General features: G+C 48.4%; 22 protein-coding genes. 8 read left to right on the plus strand and 14 right to left on the minus strand.

Going from position 1 to position 18554, the window contains the following annotated elements; genetic code table 11:
• Positions 1-85: 85 nt before the first annotated feature.
• The 9 genes from flgJ to flgB are packed head-to-tail and all read right to left on the minus strand — an operon-like array spanning position 86 to position 7151.
• Entirely contained in the window at positions 86-994 is a 909-nt protein-coding gene (flgJ, locus tag HH682_RS02545; RefSeq protein WP_214235926.1) for a flagellar assembly peptidoglycan hydrolase FlgJ, read from the minus strand.
• Positions 994-2097, minus strand: coding sequence for a flagellar basal body P-ring protein FlgI (locus HH682_RS02550; RefSeq protein WP_214235928.1), 1104 nt, complete (start codon positions 2095-2097; stop codon positions 994-996). The genes flgJ and HH682_RS02550 overlap by 1 nt, the downstream gene beginning before the upstream one ends.
• A 14-nt stretch (positions 2098-2111) precedes the next feature.
• Positions 2112-2810, minus strand: coding sequence for a flagellar basal body L-ring protein FlgH (locus tag HH682_RS02555; protein ID WP_214235934.1), 699 nt, complete (start codon positions 2808-2810; stop codon positions 2112-2114).
• A gap of 44 nt (positions 2811-2854) precedes the next feature.
• Positions 2855-3637 carry a flagellar basal-body rod protein FlgG gene (gene flgG / locus HH682_RS02560; protein ID WP_214235935.1) on the minus strand — a complete coding sequence of 261 codons (783 nt, stop codon included), beginning with the start codon at positions 3635-3637 and terminating at the stop codon, positions 2855-2857.
• A 12-nt stretch (positions 3638-3649) separates the two neighbouring features.
• On the minus strand, positions 3650-4411 hold the full coding sequence (locus HH682_RS02565) for a flagellar basal body rod protein FlgF (protein WP_214235937.1): 762 nt from the start codon (positions 4409-4411) through the stop codon (positions 3650-3652).
• Between the two features lie 15 nt (positions 4412-4426).
• Positions 4427-5629, minus strand: a complete 1203-nt coding sequence (flgE, locus tag HH682_RS02570) for a flagellar hook protein FlgE (RefSeq protein WP_214235939.1) — start codon at positions 5627-5629, stop codon at positions 4427-4429.
• A 16-nt stretch (positions 5630-5645) separates the two neighbouring features.
• Positions 5646-6314 carry a flagellar hook assembly protein FlgD gene (gene flgD / locus HH682_RS02575; protein WP_214235941.1) on the minus strand — a complete coding sequence of 223 codons (669 nt, stop codon included), beginning with the start codon at positions 6312-6314 and terminating at the stop codon, positions 5646-5648.
• Between the two features lie 14 nt (positions 6315-6328).
• Positions 6329-6733 (minus strand): flagellar basal body rod protein FlgC, encoded by a 405-nt coding sequence (gene flgC, locus HH682_RS02580; protein ID WP_214236055.1) that lies wholly within the window; start codon positions 6731-6733, stop codon positions 6329-6331.
• A 7-nt stretch (positions 6734-6740) separates the two neighbouring features.
• Positions 6741-7151, minus strand: coding sequence for a flagellar basal body rod protein FlgB (gene flgB, locus HH682_RS02585; RefSeq protein ID WP_214235943.1), 411 nt, complete (start codon positions 7149-7151; stop codon positions 6741-6743).
• 150 nt (positions 7152-7301) lie between these two features.
• Between flgB and flgA the strand changes: the two genes are divergently transcribed.
• The 3 genes from flgA (at position 7302) to HH682_RS02600 (ending at position 8761) form a co-directional block, all read left to right on the plus strand.
• Positions 7302-7946 (plus strand): flagellar basal body P-ring formation chaperone FlgA, encoded by a 645-nt coding sequence (gene flgA, locus HH682_RS02590; RefSeq protein WP_214235947.1) that lies wholly within the window; start codon positions 7302-7304, stop codon positions 7944-7946.
• 90 nt (positions 7947-8036) lie between these two features.
• Positions 8037-8336 (plus strand): flagellar biosynthesis anti-sigma factor FlgM, encoded by a 300-nt coding sequence (flgM, locus tag HH682_RS02595; RefSeq protein ID WP_214235948.1) that lies wholly within the window; start codon positions 8037-8039, stop codon positions 8334-8336.
• Positions 8336-8761 carry a flagella synthesis protein FlgN gene (locus HH682_RS02600; protein WP_214235949.1) on the plus strand — a complete coding sequence of 142 codons (426 nt, stop codon included), beginning with the start codon at positions 8336-8338 and terminating at the stop codon, positions 8759-8761. The genes flgM and HH682_RS02600 overlap by 1 nt, the downstream gene beginning before the upstream one ends.
• 3 nt (positions 8762-8764) lie before the next feature.
• On the opposite strand, the gene murJ is transcribed toward HH682_RS02600, so the two are convergent.
• Positions 8765-10303, minus strand: a complete 1539-nt coding sequence (murJ, locus tag HH682_RS02605; protein ID WP_214235950.1) for a murein biosynthesis integral membrane protein MurJ — start codon at positions 10301-10303, stop codon at positions 8765-8767.
• Positions 10304-10418: 115 nt separating this feature from the next.
• Positions 10419-10994: a ribosomal protein S5-alanine N-acetyltransferase gene (gene rimJ / locus HH682_RS02610; protein WP_214235951.1), complete on the minus strand. Its 576-nt coding sequence runs from the start codon at positions 10992-10994 to the stop codon at positions 10419-10421.
• Between the two features lie 153 nt (positions 10995-11147).
• Between rimJ and grxB the strand changes: the two genes are divergently transcribed.
• The 5 genes from grxB to HH682_RS02635 all read left to right on the plus strand — a co-directional run bounded on the left by grxB (position 11148) and on the right by HH682_RS02635 (position 16387).
• On the plus strand, positions 11148-11795 hold the full coding sequence (gene grxB, locus HH682_RS02615) for a glutaredoxin 2 (protein WP_214235953.1): 648 nt from the start codon (positions 11148-11150) through the stop codon (positions 11793-11795).
• Positions 11796-11807: 12 nt separating this feature from the next.
• Positions 11808-12368: a lipoprotein gene (locus HH682_RS02620; RefSeq protein WP_214235955.1), complete on the plus strand. Its 561-nt coding sequence runs from the start codon at positions 11808-11810 to the stop codon at positions 12366-12368.
• A gap of 239 nt (positions 12369-12607) precedes the next feature.
• Positions 12608-13339: a gluconate 2-dehydrogenase subunit 3 family protein gene (locus tag HH682_RS02625; protein ID WP_214235957.1), complete on the plus strand. Its 732-nt coding sequence runs from the start codon at positions 12608-12610 to the stop codon at positions 13337-13339.
• 17 nt (positions 13340-13356) lie between these two features.
• Positions 13357-15126 (plus strand): GMC family oxidoreductase, encoded by a 1770-nt coding sequence (locus HH682_RS02630; protein WP_214235959.1) that lies wholly within the window; start codon positions 13357-13359, stop codon positions 15124-15126.
• Positions 15127-15130: 4 nt separating this feature from the next.
• Complete coding sequence (locus HH682_RS02635) at positions 15131-16387, plus strand: c-type cytochrome (RefSeq protein ID WP_214235960.1); 1257 nt, start codon at positions 15131-15133, stop codon at positions 16385-16387.
• Positions 16388-16475: 88 nt separating this feature from the next.
• Here the strand turns inward: HH682_RS02635 and HH682_RS02640 are convergent, their stop codons facing one another.
• The 3 genes from HH682_RS02640 to HH682_RS02650 form a co-directional block, all read right to left on the minus strand.
• Positions 16476-17147 (minus strand): SDR family oxidoreductase, encoded by a 672-nt coding sequence (locus HH682_RS02640; RefSeq protein WP_214235962.1) that lies wholly within the window; start codon positions 17145-17147, stop codon positions 16476-16478.
• 339 nt (positions 17148-17486) lie between these two features.
• Positions 17487-17840 (minus strand): DUF805 domain-containing protein, encoded by a 354-nt coding sequence (locus tag HH682_RS02645; RefSeq protein WP_250318508.1) that lies wholly within the window; start codon positions 17838-17840, stop codon positions 17487-17489.
• A 62-nt stretch (positions 17841-17902) separates the two neighbouring features.
• Positions 17903-18289 (minus strand): hypothetical protein, encoded by a 387-nt coding sequence (locus HH682_RS02650; RefSeq protein ID WP_214235964.1) that lies wholly within the window; start codon positions 18287-18289, stop codon positions 17903-17905.
• Between the last annotated feature and the right edge of the window lie 265 nt (positions 18290-18554).

The following is an 18554-nucleotide window of genomic DNA, read 5'->3' on the forward strand; positions in this document are numbered from 1 at the left end:
ACCCTATTAAACATACTGCTGCTTTGTCCTGACAACGCTCCAAACTGTTTATCGGCACAAGATAAGAGTAACTTTATAATGACAGTTAAAATAATGCGTCGAAACGTATTGCCGAGGTGTCGTGGTGCGAAGGGACGCTGTGACTCAATTGACGTATGATAGCCAAGAGTTTTTGCGCATAGTGGGGATCCGTTGCATAACCCGCTTGTTGCAAGGCATAGGCACCTTGTTCTGCACTGCGAGCAGTCGTAACCGCGTGATAACGAGGATTATTGACCAACAGTTGACCATAATCACGCAACGCTTCTTGCCAAGAACCATATACCCTAAAAGGTTCAGTCGTTTTTTCTGCGTTCCCTTGTCGATACTCAGTGGTGACACTCGTGGTAGTCAGGCCTTGCCAGCATCCTCCGGCCTTAATACCAAAAAGATTATGACTTGGCTGACCACGTTCAGTCACGATCTGTCGTTGCCCCCACCCTGATTCAAGGGCGGCCTGTGCGAGGATAAGCTTTTCTGGGATCCCCGTGGTTCGGCTAACGCTTTTCACATGCGGCAGCAAACGTTTAATAAATTGCTGCATCGGTAGTGCCAATTGCGCGACACTATCGACTTTTCGCTCCACCAACTGTGATACGCGTTGGAAAAACTGCCGCTCACCATCAAGAAGATAAGCTCGCTGCCCAACATCTTGCGAAGGTGGAGCGAGCGGCTTCATCTGCTTCTCGATAAGTTCCGCTAGCCCTAAATGAGTATTCGGTGCCATCTGGGTTATCTGCTGATCATATAAAGACGTAAACAGCCGTTGTTGGTCGCTACCCAGCAGGTCACTGCCGGGTAGACTTTGGCGCATACTCTTTAACATCATTTGCAGAAAAATCCCTTCGACTTGTCGCGCAACAGTGGCCGCATTCTGTTGAGGAGATTGCTTAGCAGCGCCACGCAGAGCATTCAGTTCGTTAACATCCCAACCTGTTGCCGATAGGGTATCCATTAGAGAATCTCCAACTCAGCATTGAGACAACCTGCGGTATCCATCGCCTGCAAAATGGACATCAGTTCGGTCGGTGTAGCACCTAACGTGTTAAGTGCCGCAACCACGTCATTAAGCGAAGCGCTGGTATTCACTTTCTGCAAGGCTCCCCCTTGTTCGCGCATAGCAATCTTGGTTTGTGGGGTAACCACCGTTTGCCCCCCCGCCAGCGGGGTATCAGGTTGATTCACCTCTGAGCGATTATCGACGGTAACCGATAAGTTGCCCTGCGCCACCGCGCAGCGTTCAATACTCACTTGCTGATTCATAATGACAGAACCGGTACGCGCATTAATAACAATCTTCGCCCGCGCGGTGGGTAGAGTGATGGGTAAGTCTAATACTTTGGCCAACAGCTGCACTTGTGAGACCTGCGTGGGAGACACTTTAACCGCAACACTGCCAGCATCAAGCGGCGCGGCAGCAGAATAGCCACTTTGTTTGTTAATTACGTCAGCCACCCGTTGTGCGAGTGAGAAGTCGTTGTGGGACAGTTGCAGAATCAGTTGGTTTTTATCGCCGAAATTATTTCTCAGTTCCCGCTCGACCGTGGCGCCGCCAGTGATACGCCCACCATTAAGTTGGTTGACCTGTACACTGCTGCCACCAGCTTGCGCCCCTGCACCACCAATTAAGACATTGCCTTGGGCAAGCGCATAAACCTGATTATCCACGCCTTTTAAGGGGGTCAAGAGTAGGGTGCCACCGCGTAAGCTTTTTGCATTACCCATGGAGGAGACCACCACATCGACCGTTTGACCTTGGCGCGCAAAGGCAGGTAGTTTTGCAGTCACCATCACGGCTGCCACATTCTTTAGCTGAATGTTCGTACCACTGGGCAATGTGATCCCCAATTGCGACAACATATTGCTCATCGATTGTGTGGTGAAGGGGGTTTGCGTAGTTTGATCCCCTGTACCGTCTAAACCGACAACGAGTCCATAACCAATCAAGGCATTGTCCCTCACCCCTTGAACCTGGGTAATATCCCTAATCCTTAACGTCTGCGCCATGGTGGTGAGGCTCATACATAGCAGTCCGAGGGTAATGATGATAATTCGCATCCTGAAACTCTCCCTTACATCGGTGCGATAGTTAAAAAGAAACGCTGTAGCCATCCCATTTGTTGCGCGTCGTTAATATAGCCGTTCCCCACATATTCAATTCTTGCATCCGCGACAGAGGTCGATAGCACCGCATTATCCGCATTAATAGTACGTGGGTTGACAACGCCGGAGAAACGGATGAATTCTGTGCCTTGATTAATTTCAATTTGCTTCTCCCCCACTACTTTCAAGTTTCCGTTCGCCAGCACTTCCGCAACCGACACCGTAATAGTACCCGTAAAGGTATTATTGGCTGAGGCGCCTCCTTTTCCAGTAAAGGCATTACTGCCTGCCCCATCGAAATTCACTTTATCGCCCCCTAATAAGCCATTGAGGGAGCTTGGCACGAGATTTAAACCCAATTGTCCACTGCCTTTTCGCGACGCATTGCTGCTGGAGCTTTTGCTGGCACTGACGTTCTCCCGCAAAATAATCGTTAGAGTATCGCCGATGGATCGTGGTCGCCGATCTTCAAATAGAGGCTGATAGCCAAAATTCATCGGGGCAACCGCTTGGAAAATTGACCCATTCATAACAGGTTGAGGCAGTGCTGTGGGTTTCGCTGAAGTATCCCCCTTCACTAATGACGTATGAGGAACAAGGGCGCATCCCGTAAGTGTGCTCAAGCATGACCACATCACCCCATAGTAAAACCTGCGCATTTTCACCATTACCTCCTGTCTTATTCTGGGCGTGGTCGCACGCCCAGACAGTATTAAAGTTGCGTTAGACGCTGTAGCATTTGGTCAGAAGTACTGATCGCCTTACTGTTGATTTCGTAAGCACGTTGGGTCTGGATCATGTTCACTAACTCTTCAGCTACATTAACGTTTGAAGTTTCAACGTAGCCTTGGTACAGCGAGCCAGCGCCATTTTGTCCGGGGGTACTCTCAGTTGCTGCACCAGAGGCCTGGGTCTCTTGATACACGTTCTCGCCCTTGCTTTCCAACCCAGCATCATTGATGAAGGTATTAAGCGTTAACTGCCCAACCTGTGCGGGCTGCGTCTGCCCCGCTTGTGTCACACTGACGATGCCATCTTTTGAAATAGTGATACTCACGGCATCAGCGGGGACGGTGATCCCAGGTTGCACTGGATAGCCCGCGTTATTCACTAATTGCCCATTCTGATCCACCTGAAAAGAGCCATCTCGGGTATAGGCAGAACTGCCATCCGGGAGCAAGACTTGAAAATACCCCTGCCCATTGATCGCAACATCTTTGGCATTATCCGTTTTGGACAGGTTCCCCTGTGAATGGAGTCGCTCAGTCGTAACGGGGCGCACACCGGTACCAATCTGTAAACCAGAGGGTAAAGTATTCTGCTCTGATGCCTGAGTCCCTGGCTGGCGTAACGTTTGATAAAGCAAATCTTCAAAGACCGCGCGTGAGCGCTTAAAGCCATTTGTCGAGACGTTGGCGAGGTTATTGGAAATCACATCCATATTCGTTTGTTGGGCATCAAGCCCGGTTTTCGCAATCCATAAAGAACGGATCATGGTATTTCCTTATCAACTGGTAATGGATAACAACTGATTAGCCTTCTGCTCATTTTGATCGGCATGACTAATTTCTTTCATTTGCATTTCGAAACGGCGTGCGTGGTTAATCATCTCTACCATCGATTGCACCGGGTTAACGTTGCTCTCTTCCAGTACGCCTGGCATCACTTTTCCGAGAGGGTCAACAGCAAGACGAGCTTCACCCAATTGCTGTATCGCCTTGGTGGTGGGGCGAAACAATCCATCATCACCCCGCACAACCATCGATGGCTCGCCGTGCGTAATTTTAAGCCGGCCGATCGCCACCGTCGCATTGGGCTGGTCCCCCGCATTTAACGCGGTAATGGTTCCATCCGTAGCCAGGGTTAACTGTGCGTGTTCGGGTATTGCAATGGCTCCTCCCTCACCCACCACTGGATGGCCATTCAGGGTCAGGATCCCGTCCGGCGAGATTTGCATATTCCCATTACGGGTATAGGCCTCGCTACCATCGGGCAGTCTGACCGCAAGCCAATTATTGGATTGCAAGGCGACGTCTAAGGTCCGTTCGGTATAATTAAAGCGACCGGGTGAAAAATCCGCTCCAGGCGTTGAGGCGGTCACAAAACTGCGTGTCGCCAGCGAGGCCCCTTCAACGGGTACAGCGCGAAAACTGGCCAGTTGTGCTTTGAACCCAGGGGTTGAGACATTCGCTAAATTACTTGAGGTAACGGCTTGTAACGCGAGTGTTTGGCTCGCTCCGCTCATCGCGGTATAGATCATCCTATCCATGAATGGCGCTATCCATTAACGTAAATTAACGAGGGTATTGAGAATTTGGTCTTGGGTTTTTATCGTCTGCGCATTAGATTGGTAATTACGCTGCGCGACGATCATATTCACCAACTCTTTGCTTAAGTCGACGTTCGACGCTTCGAGCGCCCCTGCGATCATTTTACCGAAATTGCCCGACCCGGGGGTACCGATGGCAGGCTGGCCGGACGCCGCACTTTCACTCCACAGGTTGTTACCCATAGGTTGTAAGCCTTCACTATTGGTGAAGCTCGATAACACTATTTGCCCCATCGGCTGCGTACGTTGGTTTGAATAACTGCCAATAATGGTGCCATCGTCATTAATCGTAAATCCGGTCAGATCCCCTGGTGCGTAACCATCTTGCTTTGGATTACCAAATCGACTTTCACCCGTATTTAGCTGGCTACTGCCTGTGAGATCGAGTGTCAGCGTTTGATTAGCCGCGGCGCCGTTTGCCCCCTGGATGGTGATAGGTTGCATTGCATCACTAGTCAATTGCCCATTTTCATCAAATTTCATGGTGAAATCTGCCGATGCCTCCCCGGTGCTGCTATCGATCGGATAGACTTGCCATTGATTATTCGCCGTTTTGACATAATAGAGATCGAGTTGGTGATCATTACCTTGACTGTCATAGACCGTCATGCTGCTTTTTGTGTTGTAACTTTTGACCTCTTTGGCATCAAAAGGCACAACGGTGGGTAAGGCATCTGAAGAGTTAAGATTGGCTTGCAGCGACCCTTCTGTGGTTGCACGGGCAGGTAACTGGGTGGTAGGAATGATAATAGGCGCCGGATTGGCACCAATTTGTACCGTTGCGGGCGATCCAGCCACCGGGTAACCTGTGACTTCTAAGCCTTCTGTATTCACTAAATATCCGTCTGCGTTCCGCTGCAGCTGACCATTGCGGGAGTAATAAATCGATCCATTGCTATCTTGTAAGCGTAAGAAACCATTGCCTGAGAGCGCTATATCCATATTGCGTCCCGTTGCGTTGATCGACCCATCGCCAAAATTTTGAATCACAGCGCTAACTTTAGTCCCCAGTCCGATTTGACTGCCGGCAAACATATCGGAAAATGCCGCTGTAGAGCCTTTAAAACCGCTGGTTGCCGAGTTTGCAATATTATTACCGATAATATCCAAGTTACTTGCTGCAGCATTCAATCCACTGACTGCTTGTGAAAAAGACATAATAATCTCCTACTGGTTAAAGGATTTGTTTGATTTGGTCGAGGGTAGCTGTGCCATAGGTCCCTAAATTGAGTACCACGCCGTTGGCGGTAGGGTTGATCCCATAAACTAAGGCGTAGGTTAATGGCGTCGTGTGTACCGCCCCGGTATCATTGGTGGCCTCTATGGTGACAGTGTATTTTCCTGCCGGGGCCGGAGTATTATCTTTCAGCGTTCCATCCCACTGGAAGGTATGGGTGCCTGCATTCATCGCACCTAAATCTAATTGATCCACGATGTTGCCACTGCTATCTTTAATCGTTGCCGTGACTGTTTTTGCCGCTGACTCCGCTTCAAAACCGAAAGGCGTAGTAGCCTTCTCTCCCACTAATACGCTATCCCCAGGGACCATCACACCGTGGCCAATTAACAAGGTATTTTGTACCGATTGGTTGGTGTTGATTTGCCCAGAAATGGATGCGAGCGTGGTGTTTAGGTTCTCAATACCGGCAAGGGTATTAATCTGTGTCAATTGGGTCGTCAATTGGCTGTTATCCATGGGATTGGTAGGATCTTGATTTTTTAATTGAGCAATTAATAAGGTGAGAAATTGGTTCTGTAGATCAGCACTTGAGTTTGCCGACGTTGTACTTGATATCGACGCACTTGCACCAAGGGTATCAGCGCGGGTAATTGCAGATAGCATTGCTCAACTCTCCTTTACTGGCCAAGTGTTAGGGTCTTAAGCATCAAGCTTTTCGCGGTATTGAGTACCTCTACATTCGCTTGATAACTGCGAGACGCTGAGATGCTATTTACCGTCTCGGCCACCACATTCACATTGGGCATTTTTATATAGCCCTTGTCATCGGCGAGTGGATTTTCCGGTTGATATACCGACTTCATGGGTGAGGGGTCATCAACAATGCCTGATACCCTTACGCCTCCTATACCCACGCCATTCATCGGTTCAGTTTTGAAGATCACCTGCTTGGCAACATAAGGTTGGCCATCGGGGCCGGTTATGCTATCCGCATTGGCTAAATTACTGGCGCTGACATTGAGGCGTTGTGACTGTGCCCGTAATGCCGAGCCGGATATATCGAAAATTGAGAGCATCCTAATGAGTTCCTTATCCTTGGATAGCACTACTCATCCACTTAAATTGATTGGAGAGGTAAGTTAAATCTGTCTGGTAATTCACACTATTTTCTGAAAAAGCGACCCTTTCTCTATCCATGTCAACGGTATTCCCATCCGCCGAAGGTTGGTCAGGGACGCGATACATCAAGGGTAGGGTATGGGTAGGAATTGCCTTACCGGCAATGTGTCCTGCTGCGGTGAGTCGTAAGCTCATCCCTTCAGCTATCAAAGGCTCACGATTCAACGCTTTCTTAAGCGACGCTGCAAAAGGGATATCTCGAGCTTGATAACCGGGTGTATCAGCATTGGCGATATTTGCGGCCAATACAGCTTGGCGTTGTGTGCGTAAGGCAAGCGCTTTGCTTGCGAAGTCGAGTGTTTGGTCTAAACGATCCATCATAACGTTATCCTTACTAACAGAATGTTTCGCAGAATACGTTAATCATTACTCTGTAAATCGTTAGAACAGTCGACAAAACAGACAGCAATTCCTCGCTTGACCCTCGATGACGAGGTTTACACTTTCTGTTTTCTTAGCGGGAGGAATAGAATGAAATTTCTCTGGATTGGACTAGGCTGGATGGTGGCAATGCAAGCCTCAGCTGATCCCCTATCGGCACAGGTGTTAGCTTTCTTTAAGCAGCGTGAACCGGATTATGCACAAACTCTGCAAGTCGAAATGTTATGGGAAACTCCCAAAACCCTGTCATGCTCTACACCGAGTTTCAGTTTACCCAGCAATAGCCGTCGCTGGGGAACCCTGACACTTAGCGCCCGTTGTCGCCAACAAGTCGCTATATTAAGAGTTTCGGTGAAAGTTAGCGGTAAGTATTACCGTAATAAACAACGGCTACAGCAAGGTTCCCTGTTGACTGTCGATAACATTGAAACCCGCTTCGGGCGACTTGATAAACTGCCTGTAAACAGTTGGCTAACGCCCTTGCCGCTCCCTTTACTCGCCTTGCAAACGCTGCCTGCCGGGACAATATTGACTAAAAACCAATTCCGTAAGCCATGGATCATCAAACAAGGTCAATCCGTTCCGATAACCTTAGTCGGCAATGGTTTTCACATCGCAGGACGGGGTACCGCATTAGATAATGCCGCCATAAATCAATCCCTCAGGATACGCCTTGATAATGGCCAACGTTTAACCGCTACCGTTAATGCGAACGGCGAGTTAATGGTGAAATAATTACCGAATAAAATTTATAAAGTTTTTCGCTTTCTGGCCGATAAAAAAACAGCCCTCATTTAACATTGCTATTTTTTGCAAGGACAGAGTATGAGTATAGAAAAAATGCCACCTATTACAGGGATGAATAATAATACGGTGCATGGCCAAGCGCGCTCCCAAGGCCTGGTTGCAGGACAAAAAAAGTCCACCACGGCTCCTCGCGTCGATAACCCGAGCGACAGCGTTGATATCAGTCATTCACTGTCGCGCGTTGCCCATCTAGACCACGATGATATCGATAGTGCAAAAGTCCAACGCCTACGGCAATCGATCGCTGAAGGGCGTTACCAAACTGATAGCGGGAAAATCGCTGATGCTCTCATTGCTCTTAGGAAGGGAGGCGTGTGATGCACGACCGTTATCAATCGTTAAACACCGTTCTAAACAGCCTTTACCAAGTCTTAGCCTCGTTACACCATGTTATGGATGAGGAGCAACGACAACTCATGATGGCGACCCCTGATGGACGTCGTTTAATGAGTTTAAGCGAAGATAAACAGTCGCTGCTTGTTACCTTGACCTTTGTTGAGCAACGGCGAGCAGAAGCGGAAACACAATTAGCGTTACGTCCCCCCTACAGCGAAAATTCCGCCTTAACTGCGCTGTGGCAGAGAATCGCCCCCTTGGCCCAGCAGCTCGCCGAACAAAACCAACATACGGCATTGATGCTGAACCAACAGCTCACCTGGACAGAGCAGGTGCTGGGTATCTTACAGCCACTGCAAGCCCAGCGTTTTTATGGGCCGGACGGCCATCCGGTCATGGGACGATAAGGATTACGACAAACTCCGACGAGAGAAATCTTTTACACGGAACCCGAGTAGCGCAAGGGTAACAAAGAAACTCACACCGCCTGCGGCACAGACTGCAGTAAGACGCAGTAAGCGTTCAACCATCAACCCTTGGCCCCATGCTGGCATCCATTGCAAAACGCCATAAAGCACGGCGGCCATGACTAAGACGGCCACAATCAATCGGATCAGAAAAGTTGCCCATCCTGCTTGAGGAATAAAGAATTTTTTCTTACGCAGTTGCCAATAGAGCAGCGCAGCATTTAAACAAGCGGCTAATCCGATTGAAAGTGATAACCCCGCATGCTTCAGCGGACCGATAAAGGCTAAATTCATTACCTGCGTCATAATCAGCGTCATGATGGCAATTTTAACCGGGGTTTTAATATCCTGACGTGAGTAAAAGCCTGGCGCAAGCACCTTCACCACAATAAGTCCCACTAGGCCAATGGAGTAAGCCACCAGCGCACGCTCTGTCATTGCCGCATCAAAAGCAGAAAATTTGCCATATTGAAACAGTGCAGAGGTCAATGGCCCCGCTAAAATACCCAGGGCTACTGCACTGGGTAATGCCAGCAGCAAACATAAACGCAATCCCCAATCCATTAGACGGGAGTACTCGTCGAAGTTACCGCTAGAAAAACTGCGGGATAGTGAAGGTAATAAAATCGTCCCTAATGCCACCCCTAACACCCCAGAAGGAAACTCCATCAAGCGGTCCGCGTAATACATCCACGATACCGATCCAGAGACCAAGAAAGAGGCGAAAATAGTATTGATAATCAGGGAGATTTGACTCACAGAAACGCCTAAAATAGCCGGCCCCATCTGACGTAAAACGCGCCAAACGCCTGCATCCTTTAAGTTAATCCGTGGCAGCACTAACATCCCAATTTTTTTAAGATGGGGAAGCTGGTAGCCGAGTTGTAAAATACCCCCTACCACCACCGCCCAAGCCAGCGCCATGACCGGCGGATGGAAATAGCGCGACCCGATAAGGGCAAAACCAATCATACTGACATTGAGCAACGTCGGCGCAAAGGCCGGGACGGAAAAACGGTTCCACGTATTCAGAATAGCGCCGAGTAAAGAGGCAATGGAAATTAACAGGATATAAGGAAAAGTAACCCGTAATAATGCGGTGGTTAACGCAAATTTATCGGCCGTATCCGCAAAACCTGGAGCAGTAACATAAATCACCCAGGGGGCAGCGATAATCCCTGCGACAGTAACTAGCGCTAGCACTAAGGTTAATAATCCTGCCACGTAGGAGACAAAAATCCGCGTTGCCTCCTCACCCTGCTTACTTTTATATTCGGCCAAAATCGGTACGAAGGCTTGTGAGAATGCGCCCTCTGCGAAGATACGACGTAGTAAATTTGGTAATTTAAAGGCGACAAAGAAGGCATCCGTCGCCATCCCCGCACCAAATACACGCGCCACGATAGCATCGCGCGCAAAACCCAGCACCCGTGAGAAAAGTGTCATGGAACTCACGGCCGCTAATGATTTAAGTAAATTCATAAAAGAAAAAAATCCTGAATAATCGACAATTTAGGGTGTGCCACACTATTAATGCTGGCTAGTGTACTGCCATTCCTAGAAATAATCAGTTCCGATTGTTACCAGTCATGACGACTTAGCGCGCAGTAGGGGTGATTAATGCCGTCAATACATGATCTTCCCACTGCCCGTTGATTTTAAGGTAATCTCGGGCATAACCCTCTTTTTCGAAACCCAAGCGCTGTAAGAGTGCCCCACTTCGCTGATTGCGTGGCATATAGTTTGCCATAATTCGATGAATATGCTGCTGCTTTTGTAGATAAGGGATCATGACGGATAAGCCTTCGAACATTAGCCCCTTTCCTTGCTGTGCTGCCGCCAGTGAATACCCTAAATAGCAAGCATGAAAACAACCGCGGATCACTTGGGTAAAGTTCGCCACCCCCCATAGCTGTTGTTGGTTAGGATCCATCAGCAAAAAATAGAACGCCTCGCCCTGTTTTTGTTGTATGCCCATCAACTGTAATCGAGCATCCCAGCCGTGATGCTGGAAATAACTCTCATCGCGTAATGGCTCCCAGGGCCGGAGATAATCACGGTTTTCTTGATAATAATCGGTCAACAACCAACTGTCCCGTTCTGCGACGGTTCTGATATGCATCTTTTCAGAAGTCAGCGATATTCTCGGGCTAGATGAGCGATAGCCAAACATAATGTCTCCAGTGAAACCCAATAAGAGGTGATTATTTGCTAATTAGGTCAATGAGTAAAGTCGTGATGAGTATTTCCCCGTTTGGCAGAAACCGCAGCCTGACGTACAATTATTCTCTATAGAAGATTGATTCCCTTAAGAATAGGACTGACTATGCATCTTTATGTTTATGACCACTGCCCGTTCTGTGTGAAAGCGCGGATGATTTTTGGTTTACATCAGCAGCCGGTTGAACTCTCTTTCTTGCTCAATGATGACGAAGAGACGCCCAATAAGTTGATCGGAAAAAAGATGTTACCTATTTTAGTCAAAGACGATTGCAGTGCGATGGGCGAAAGCTTGGATATTGTCGACTATATTGAGTCGCGCTCAGCCACTCCACGACTCTCCACAACAACGTCTCCGGCTCTGGCTCAGTGGTTAGCAGAAGTGGGAACTTATATTAATAAATTGCTATTACCTATCATGCCGACTACCGACTTTGCGGAGTTCTCGACCCCGTCCTCTCGCGACTATTACTCGGCTAAAAAGCAAGCTTATATTGGGGACTTTGATTCTCTTCGTGAGCAACGCGCTATGCTGGTGGAAAAAATTAATCAGGACCTCATACGTCTGGCAGATATCATAAAGTCGCCTCACGCCGTTAATGGCACACTTTCCTATGATGATATCCACCTGTTCCCGGTTCTGCGCAACCTTACTTTGGTTAAAGCGATCACTTGGCCTGCACCGGTAGCCGCCCTGCGTGATTCGCTCTCGGCGCAAACAGCCGTTCCCTTACTGTTTGATTTAGCACACTAGAGGTTTATTAACATGCGTAAGTGTTTTTCAATTATGGTGATCTGCTGCAGTGTGCTGTTAGCCGGCTGTGATCACTTGGCGTCTTATTCGCTTAGCGAACAGGAAATTAACCAGAGCCTGAGCAAGCATGCAGCGTTTGAAAAAGATATTGGTATCAATGGATTAGCCAATGCGCATATTACGTTGGATACATTGCACACCGAAATTGGCCGAGCCGTCGACAACCAAGTGGTGCTGTCTGGCCATGCCAAGGTTGATTTTGCCTCACTGTTCGGGCAACAAAAAGCCGACCTAAACTTGAAAATGAGTGCGGTACCGGTCTTCAACCGCGAGCAAGGTGCGGTCTACCTTCATGACATCACTATTCTTGATGCGCAGGCCCAGCCGCAAAAAGTCCAAGGCGTGGTTGAGAGTCTTAAACCGTTATTGGCTACATCATTACGCGATTACTTCAATCAGCAACCAGCGTGGATATTGAGTAGCGACCGTTCGAAGGCGGAATCCTTAGCGAAAAAATATGCCACCGGTATTGAGGTTAAACCGGGTGAGTTAGTCATCCCATTAGCGCCCTAACCTCTCCTCACGCCTGCTCTCCCCCGCAGGCGTTTACCTTTACGTCCGGTTTTTATCAATTCTTTAAAGAGTGCCTTATAAGTCCTAATCACTTCCCGTAGTACCACTGTCTTTCAGTCACCCTTCCTCAACGAGCACCAAATGTATAAAAAAGTTAAACTAATGACCTTGCTAAACATATGTATTACAATAACGATACAAAAATATAATTTGTATAACTAATTGTGAGCATAATTACGATGTTGTTGCAGAAACCCACCAGTAGGAGAAAGTTCCTATTAGCCTCATTAATGGCACTGCCGCTAACCGAGTTAGTCCTTAAGGGGCTGACGGCGGCTGAGGCCGCTGAGCTAGCGGCCCCCGATCTAAATGCCTATCAACCGCACTTCTTCTCTACCGAGGAGTGGCAATTTATCCTTGCGGCAACCGATCGGCTGATCCCAGCCGGGGGACAAGGTAAAGCGCCTGGCGCTTTAGAAACCAACGTACCTATCTTTATTGACCAACAACTGCACGATCCCACTTTTGGTAAAGAGATCTACATGCAAGGTCCTTTCCCTGCCAATCTTCCCGCCACCTTAGGCTACCAGATCCCTTGTTACCCACAGCAAATCTATCAATTAGGGATCGCGGCAATCAATCAGTGGTGCCATCAACAGCACGGCAAAAGCTTTGCTCAATTGGCTCACCCCGAGCAACAGCAGGTGCTCTCTTTGGCAGAAAAAGGAACGTTACCTTTTGAGCAGAGCCAAGATAGCGCTTCTCTCAGCGCCTCACAGTTCTTTAGTCAACTGCTTAACGATACCAAACATGGCTATCTCGCCGACCCGATGTATGGCGGTAATAAAGGCATGAAAGCATGGATTGCGATTGGCTTTCCCGGCGCACGCGCCAGCTATCTAGAGTGGGTAAAGCAACATAATGTGCAATACCCTTTAGGCCCAGTCAGTATCCAAAGCGTGCAAGCATAAGCGGAGAGCGTTAACAGATGCCAAAAGTAACTAAGCAAGAAGTAGATGTGGTGGTGTGTGGACTAGGCTGGGCGGGGTCGCTAATGAGTATTGAATTAGCGCAAGCCGGACTGAGCGTTCGTGCCTTGGAAAAAGGCCCCGATCGCGACTATGACGAATTTGCCTACCCTAAACCCGCCGATGAGTACGCCTATGCGGTACGTAATAAGGTGATGACCACCCCCGCAGAGTCAGCGGTGACTGTTCGTTATGGACTCCAAGATACCGCCGTACCGACCCGTAAATGGGGCGCCTTTGTGCCAGGCGGTGGGGTTGGGGGATCCGGTATGCACTGGACAGGGGTATTGATCCGCCCAACCCCGACCGACCTTAAACTAAAAACCTATGCCGACCAAGCCTATAAACCCGGTATTCTGCAAGAAGATATGCGGATTATGGACTTTCCCTTTAGTTGGCAGGAGATCGAGCCTTATTACGATAAATTTGAGCGAATTTGTGGCTTATCCGGCAACACGGGTAACCTACGGGGTGAAATACAGCCGGGCGGTGACCCCTTTGAAGGCCCTCGCTCCCAACCTTACCCACTGCCCGCCTTAGAAGACACGTTAAATAATGTAATGTTCTCCGCTGCAGCCAAAAAGCTGGGTTACCACCCTTTTCCTAACCCCTCGGCAGCGGCCTCACGGGCGTGGACTAACCCCTATGGCAATACCATCACGCCCTGTAATTACTGTGGCTATTGTTCTAAATATCCCTGCTTGAACTATTCCAAGGCCTCGCCGCAAACTGCGGTAATGGATGCACTAAAACGTATGGAGAATTTCTCCTATGAAGTCAATGCCGAGGTGACGCGTGTCGTCTTGCATGACGATAAAAAGAGTGCGAAAGGGGTTATTTATTATGATGTCGACGGTAACGAGTGCTTCCAACCCGCCAAGATCGTCATTCTCAGTAGTTTCCAATATTACAACGTTAGATTGATGCTGCTATCCGGGATCGGAAAGCCCTATAACCCGATCACGGAAGAAGGCGTTGTGGGACGTAACTATGCGTTTCTGAGCAACGGCGGCGCAACACTGTTTTTCAAAGATAAAAACTTTAATCCCTTCGTCGCAGCCGGACCGACGGGGCAGATGTTTAACGACATCTCACCCGGCAATTTTGATGGACCGAGCTTAGGGTTTATCGGCGGCGCGAAAATACACAGTTCACAGGCCACCGGAACACCAATTAGTGCGGCCCTACCTAAAGATACCCCGAAATGGGGCGCTGGCTGGAAAGAAGGATTAGAAACCTGGTACGGGCACTCTATGAAAGTCAGCATTACCACCACGTGTATGGCCTACCGCGACAGTTATCTGGACCTCGACCCAACCTATACCGATAAGTATGGGCAACCTCTGCTACGCATGACGTTCAATTGGAAACGTAATGAATTACTGTTACAGCAACATTTAAAAAGCGTTGTCGGAGATCTGGTCAAAGAGTTAAATCCAGATAATTTCAGCATGAGTTTCCTCCCGATGGACGCTAACTTCGACCTCACGAAATATGTCTCGACCCATAACGTGGGTGGCGCGGTAATGGGCGACAACCCTAACACTTCTGCGTTAAACCGCTATCTCCAAAGTTGGGATGTCCATAATGTCTTCGTGCCTGGGGGTAACGCTTTCCCACAGAATTTCCAAGCTAACCCCACCGATACGATTGGCGCGATAACCTTGATGGCGGCACAAGCCATTAAAGATCATTATTTAAAAAATCCCGGCCCATTGGTAGAGGCTTAAGCTGATGAAATATTCTTTAATTGCCTTAGCATTATGTACTACTGTCTTGGCCAGCCTCCCTGCCAGAGCAGAGCCTGCTTCCTCCACCCTTATCCAGCAGGGGGAGTACTTGGCGCGATTAGGTGACTGTATGGCCTGCCATACCGTCGCAGGTAAAGATAATTATGCGGGGGGTTTAGCAATAAGCTCGCCGCTTGGAACCATTTATTCAACCAATATTACTCCCGATAAACAGCAAGGTATCGGTAACTTTACCGAGCAGCAATTTGCCGATGCGGTACGTAAAGGGGTCTTACCTGATGGTCGCCATCTCTATCCTGCCATGCCTTATCCAGACTATGCGAAGATAAGCGATCAAGATATCAGCGCCCTGTATCACTATTTTATGCAAGGGGTGAAACCAAGCTCGCAACAGCCGCCGAAAACCTCGCTAAGCTTTCCTTTCAACCAACGTTGGGGCCTCGCGCTCTGGAATTGGGCCTTCGTTGATGACCAGCGCTTCACTCCCCTACAAGGTGCCTCGCAGCAGGTGAATCGAGGGGCCTATATCGTTGAGAGCTTGGGTCACTGTGGCAGTTGTCACTCCCCTCGCGGACTCGCCATGAACGAGAAAAGTGTGAAAAGCAGTGAAGAAAGTTTTGTTTCGGGCGGAGAACTTAACGGCTGGGCCGTTCCGTCGCTACGTGGCATTGCCCGCTGGTCGAAACAAGATATCGTTGATTATCTGCAAACCGGTCGTAATCGCCAGGCAGGGGTTGCGGGGGAGATGACCTCCGTGGTGGCACACAGTACCGCTTACCTCACCGATGCGGATGCACAAGCCATCGCCACTTACCTGAAAGCCTTGGGGGGAAACCCTCCATTGGACACTGGCAATCCTCAGGCCGTGCAACAAACGGCGGATAAGTTAACCGCAGCAAAAAATTTAACCGCGGGCGAAACCCTGTATCTCGATAACTGTAATGCCTGTCACTTCGTTAATGGAAAAGGTGCCCCCCATGCCTTCCCCGCCCTTGATCAGGCATCGATTGTCAACGCCGATAATCCGACCGGGCTAATTCATATTATCCTTGCGGGGGCGCAGTTACCTTCCACCGCCAAATCGGCTTCAGCCTTAAAAATGCCAGGATTTTCCCAGCGTCTGACGGATCCGCAGATTGCCGAGTTGGCGACGTTTATTCGCCGAGGATGGAGTAACCAGGCTGACGCGGTAACCGCTGAACAAGTTAAGGCGGTACGCGAACAGTTAGCCAAGCCTTAGTTTTAGGGCACTGTCCTCTTATTCCAGCCTTAATCTAGAGTCACCTCGGGTTAAGGCTGTTCTACTCTCTACTCCCCTTAAGCTTTGCTTACCATTCTAGTGTCTGCCCTTGATAATCAAGATAATGATGTCCCCCTTTATTCGCCGCCGCGGTAATCACTTCTCTTAACCCTGAGCTGCTCTGTTCAACCGTTACGGGGGCCTGCCCACCCCCCATATCGGTCTGCACCCAACCGGGATGCAGCGATAAGAGGGTGACACCGGCTTGCTCCGCGGTAGGTTGTAACGCACGGACCAGCATATTGAGGGCGGCCTTGCTGGCAGCATAAAGCGGCATCTCTGCCTGAGGGTTTTCAGACAAACTGGCCATCTGCGAACTGGTAAAGGCCAATACTCCACCGTGCGAGGCCAATTGTGGTAATAACCGCTGTGCTAAACGCACGGGGGCAAAGCTATTGGTCAGAAATAACTGATTCAATTGCGCATCGGTGGCCTGATCTAACCGCTGCTCGGCCGGTCCATATATTCCAGCATTAATCACAATGGCCGAGAAGGTTTGACCCGCTAACTGTTCAATAAAGTGTTGCTGACTCGCGGGGTCGGTGATGTCCAAGGCTAACCATTGTGCCGAGCTATTTTGCGGAACCGTTCCGCGATAGGTTGCGGTCACTTGCCAACCTTGTGCGGAAAATTGTTCGACCAGCCCAAGTCCAATCCCGCGAGAGGCACCTATAATTAAGATCGTATTTTCATTTGCCATATACCCTCCCAAATAGCGTTAATTTATCCACTATAGCCAAGAAATTAAGGGGAGATGTTATGGATAGTGCGAAAAGGCGCTTTAAGAGTCGTTGAATAGAAAGCGAACGACGGGCGGCTAACAACACAACATCCCCGAAACCGGTAATTAGCCGGGAATCGCTAGGCCTCCTTATTTTTCTCTTCCTGTAGCCAGTTTGCAAACGCCTGCATCATAATATCGCGCTGCCGGCATTGGGTAAGTTATTGAGGGAAGTAATGCCTCGAGCGCTTTATTCTTACAAAGGTGACAATGCCAACGTTGTCACCTAAGGTAGCCGGTGATTTAAGAACAAGTCTTTTATTGTCGTGCCTTGCGATGAGAGGATTTCGGAAAGCAAAGAAAAATAAAAAATAGATAGGGCGCAAACAATACCCCTATAAACAGCCAATGAGAGTAACCCGCATCATTAATTCTTCTACTCGCCAATGAGAGTAATGGCAGTATAAAAAGTAATAAAGGCAAAACCCCAATGGTATTTGGGGTAGAGAATATATGCTTTAAATAAAGAGAAAACCAGAGGGATTGTAACAATAAAAACAACGTGTAAGCTGCCCTTCCTTCAACGCCCCGATAAGTAAAGGTCTTTCTATAACCCCCCAGCACGGCAATGAGCAATGCCATAACAGTCTCAATTTTTTCTATTTTAGACAAGTCAGCGCTTTCATTAGTAATGGAAGCTCATTAATAGGCTCAATAAATTTGAGTTGCTTTGTCTAACTATCATATTTTGCGGTGGGAAGTCTGTACTTATGCGTTAAAAATCTTGGGAGAATCTTTTCCTTAATGCCGGGAAAGCAAAAGGGTATGAAAAAGATTATCGAACCAGCATAATCCTGAGAGAAAATAGTGGAATTATCTAACGAAGGATTTGTAACCAAAGGATGGCCTAATAATACCTTAACCCTTTGCCATAATGAAATGCTCGATCCATTAAGTCTTTTTCCATCAAGGTAAATATCTTCTTTCTTATAGAGCTGATATATTATTCTGTGTACTTGAGTATTTGACATCCCAATGTTGTGCCACGTATTGCTCATGAAATCATACAACCGCTCTACAATAATATAAATCCCGGTCCCTTTAACATTACCAATGTCCATAAAAGCGTCCTTTTCTATTGAGATTTACTGAGCTAGCATTGTAATACATCAACTATTTCAAACCTAGTTGCCTCTTTTTATCGGTTCCTTATTTTTAATTAATTCTGACGCGGATCAATGATGAGAGTCCTTTGGGTTTCCCTCACTCCGTTAAATCACTCACTTCGATCATTTTTTAAAAAAAAGAGTGCAATCTGCAGCAGCGCCCTTTATTCTTGGTTCCCGGCCTGAATGCCCTAATCGTTGACCTTTTAGCCGGAGCCTT

This window comes from Rosenbergiella gaditana (assembly GCF_018494065.1).
In the GTDB taxonomy this organism is placed as follows: domain Bacteria; phylum Pseudomonadota; class Gammaproteobacteria; order Enterobacterales; family Enterobacteriaceae; genus Rosenbergiella; species Rosenbergiella gaditana.

Excerpts from the sequence above, each read along its gene's own strand:
- flgJ (WP_214235926.1), bottom strand. The coding sequence starts at position 994 with ATGGATACCCTATCGGCAACAGGTTGGGATGTTAACGAACTGAATGCT.
- HH682_RS02550 (WP_214235928.1), bottom strand. The coding sequence starts at position 2,097 with ATGCGAATTATCATCATTACCCTCGGACTGCTATGTATGAGCCTCACC.
- HH682_RS02555 (WP_214235934.1), bottom strand. The coding sequence starts at position 2,810 with ATGGTGAAAATGCGCAGGTTTTACTATGGGGTGATGTGGTCATGCTTG.
- flgG (WP_214235935.1), bottom strand. The coding sequence starts at position 3,637 with ATGATCCGTTCTTTATGGATTGCGAAAACCGGGCTTGATGCCCAACAA.
- HH682_RS02565 (WP_214235937.1), bottom strand. The coding sequence starts at position 4,411 with ATGGATAGGATGATCTATACCGCGATGAGCGGAGCGAGCCAAACACTC.
- flgE (WP_214235939.1), bottom strand. The coding sequence starts at position 5,629 with ATGTCTTTTTCACAAGCAGTCAGTGGATTGAATGCTGCAGCAAGTAAC.
- flgD (WP_214235941.1), bottom strand. The coding sequence starts at position 6,314 with ATGCTATCTGCAATTACCCGCGCTGATACCCTTGGTGCAAGTGCGTCG.
- flgB (WP_214235943.1), bottom strand. The coding sequence starts at position 7,151 with ATGATGGATCGTTTAGACCAAACACTCGACTTCGCAAGCAAAGCGCTT.
- flgA (WP_214235947.1), top strand. The coding sequence starts at position 7,302 with ATGAAATTTCTCTGGATTGGACTAGGCTGGATGGTGGCAATGCAAGCC.
- flgM (WP_214235948.1), top strand. The coding sequence starts at position 8,037 with ATGAGTATAGAAAAAATGCCACCTATTACAGGGATGAATAATAATACG.
- HH682_RS02600 (WP_214235949.1), top strand. The coding sequence starts at position 8,336 with ATGCACGACCGTTATCAATCGTTAAACACCGTTCTAAACAGCCTTTAC.
- murJ (WP_214235950.1), bottom strand. The coding sequence starts at position 10,303 with ATGAATTTACTTAAATCATTAGCGGCCGTGAGTTCCATGACACTTTTC.
- rimJ (WP_214235951.1), bottom strand. The coding sequence starts at position 10,994 with ATGTTTGGCTATCGCTCATCTAGCCCGAGAATATCGCTGACTTCTGAA.
- grxB (WP_214235953.1), top strand. The coding sequence starts at position 11,148 with ATGCATCTTTATGTTTATGACCACTGCCCGTTCTGTGTGAAAGCGCGG.
- HH682_RS02620 (WP_214235955.1), top strand. The coding sequence starts at position 11,808 with ATGCGTAAGTGTTTTTCAATTATGGTGATCTGCTGCAGTGTGCTGTTA.
- HH682_RS02625 (WP_214235957.1), top strand. The coding sequence starts at position 12,608 with ATGTTGTTGCAGAAACCCACCAGTAGGAGAAAGTTCCTATTAGCCTCA.
- HH682_RS02630 (WP_214235959.1), top strand. The coding sequence starts at position 13,357 with ATGCCAAAAGTAACTAAGCAAGAAGTAGATGTGGTGGTGTGTGGACTA.
- HH682_RS02635 (WP_214235960.1), top strand. The coding sequence starts at position 15,131 with ATGAAATATTCTTTAATTGCCTTAGCATTATGTACTACTGTCTTGGCC.
- HH682_RS02640 (WP_214235962.1), bottom strand. The coding sequence starts at position 17,147 with ATGGCAAATGAAAATACGATCTTAATTATAGGTGCCTCTCGCGGGATT.
- HH682_RS02650 (WP_214235964.1), bottom strand. The coding sequence starts at position 18,289 with ATGGACATTGGTAATGTTAAAGGGACCGGGATTTATATTATTGTAGAG.